The 2,067-nt window shown below is 65.5% G+C and carries 3 protein-coding genes; 2 read left to right on the top strand and 1 reads right to left on the bottom strand.

What is annotated here, in order from left to right; genetic code table 11:
- Positions 1-64: 64 nt before the first annotated feature.
- Positions 65-1,075 carry a TerC family protein gene (locus ACFVDI_RS28645; protein WP_378912271.1) on the bottom strand — a complete coding sequence of 337 codons (1,011 nt, stop codon included), beginning with the start codon at positions 1,073-1,075 and terminating at the stop codon, positions 65-67.
- 310 nt (positions 1,076-1,385) lie between these two features.
- On the opposite strand from ACFVDI_RS28645, the gene ACFVDI_RS28640 reads away from it, so the two are divergent.
- Positions 1,386-1,916, top strand: a complete 531-nt coding sequence (locus tag ACFVDI_RS28640) for a flavin reductase family protein (RefSeq protein WP_378912270.1) — start codon at positions 1,386-1,388, stop codon at positions 1,914-1,916.
- Positions 1,917-1,963: 47 nt separating this feature from the next.
- On the top strand, positions 1,964-2,067 hold a 104-nt coding region (locus tag ACFVDI_RS28635; protein WP_218131477.1), incomplete at its 3' end, for a superoxide dismutase, Ni.

Genomic DNA, 2,067 nt, shown 5'->3' with positions numbered 1-2,067 from the left:
GGCCCGCTCCTGTTCGGAGCGGGCCCGCGGGCGGTCCCGGCTCAGCCGGGTCGTTGACGAAGGGTCACATGCTGCGCGGCCCGGTGGCGTCGTCGCGCTCCTTCTCGGTCATGCTGCGCGACTTCAGCAGGCTGAGGATCGTGGTGATCGCCAGGATGCCGACGATGACGCTGAGCGAGACCTCGATGGAGACCTCCGGGGCCCACTCGACGTGGTGGCCACCGTTGATGAAGGGCAGCTCGTTCTCGTGCAGCGCGTGGAAGACGAGCTTGAGACCGATGAACCCGAGCAGGATCGCCAGGCCGTAGGACAGGTAGACCAGGCGCTCGAGCAGACCACCGATGAGGAAGTAGAGCTGACGCAGACCCATCAGGGCGAAGATGTTGGCGGTCAGGACCAGGTAGGCCTCGTTGGTCAGACCGTAGATCGCCGGGATCGAGTCGAGCGCGAACAGCAGGTCGGTGGTGCCGAGGGCGCAGATGACGACGAACATCGGGGTCGCGATCCGCTTGCCGTTCTCACGGATGAACATCTTGGCGCTGTCCCAGCTCGAGGTGAGTGGGATGTGACGCTCGAGGAACTTCACCACGGCGGGCTCCTCGTACTCGTCCTCGTCCTCGCCGCCCTCCATGGCCAGCTTGACCGCGGTGTAGATCAGGAACGCGCCGAACAGGTAGAAGACCCAGCTGAAGTTCTCGATCGCGGCCGCACCCACGGCGATGAAGATGCCGCGGAAGACCAACGCCAAGATGATGCCGATCAGCAGCGCCTTCTGCTGGAACTGCCTCGGCACCGCGAACTTGGACATGATGATGATGAAGATGAAGAGGTTGTCGACCGAGAGCGAGTACTCCGTCAGCCAGCCCGCGAAGAACTCTGTGCCGTACTTCGGACCGGAGAACACGAAGACACCGATGCCGAACAGCACGGCCAGGCCGATGTAGACGCTCAGGGCGACGATCAGCTCCCGACGCGACGGCTCGTGCGGCCGTCGGCCGATGACGAGTACGTCGAAGAGCAGCACGGCACTGGCGATGCCGATGGTCAACCACCAGATGAGCGGGGAGACGTCCACGAAGGGACTCCTTAGATCGTGAGGCAGAGCGTTTCTTTGGGAAGATTAGGCGACCAGGGTCCAAGCTTCGAAGTCGTAGCGGCCGCAGCGTCCGTCGACGGCATCGGCGACAGGCGCTGGAATCGGCGGACCGCGCCATCCCAACCGGAGTTGTATAACAAGCGCGCAGCTAGTCTAACAAGCAGCGCCTCCGGCACTTCACATGATCCCAGGTGCTCAACAGCAGATGAGTCAGCGATCACACCGTGGATGACTGGACCTCAACTGGACTTGATGTTTTAGCGTCACTGCGAAAGAGAGAGGAGGGGGTGTGAGCGACACACTCACCGACCAGTTCAAGGCCGGCTTCCGTCGATACCCCACCGGCGTGGCCGTCGTCGCCACCTCGACCGACACCGGGCCCGTCGGGGCAACGGTCTCGAGCGTGGCCTCAGTGAGCGCGAACCCGCCGATGCTGTCGTTCTCGGTCTCGCGGTCCGGCCGGTCCGGGCCCGCATTCACCGGGAGCGAGCGTCTCGCGGTGCACGTGCTGACCGATTCCCAGGCCCACGTGGCGGCGGCCTTCGCCGACCGGACCGCGCCGCGGTTCACGGTGGCGCAGGGCTGGACGCTCCAGCACGGCGAGCCACCGGTCCTGGACGACGCGGCGGCGAGCTTCTACGGGCAGGTGATCAGGGTCGTCCCTGCCGGTGAGGCCTGGCTGGTGCTGCTCGAGATCGACGCGGTCAGCCTCGACGAGTCCGCCGAGCCGCTCCTCCACCACGACCGGCACTACTGGTCGCTCGGCCCGTCCGCCGGCACCGTCCCGATCGATCGCATCCTGCCCGAGAAGGCTTCCTGACCGTCGACCTCGACGGTCGCTCCACCACATCACCGAGAGGATCCACCATGCGTCTGTTCGCTCCCACCATCGAGGTCTCGGCCCACTGCGACCTGCCCTGCGGCGTCTACGACCCCGCCCAGGCCCGCATCGAGGCCGAGTCCGTCAAGGC

Origin of the sequence: Nocardioides sp. NPDC057767, assembly GCF_042798275.1 — a bacterium.
GTDB lineage: Bacteria > Actinomycetota > Actinomycetes > Propionibacteriales > Nocardioidaceae > Nocardioides.
Note: the sequence above shows the minus strand (reverse complement) of the source record. Positions and strands in the feature narration are given on the sequence as shown.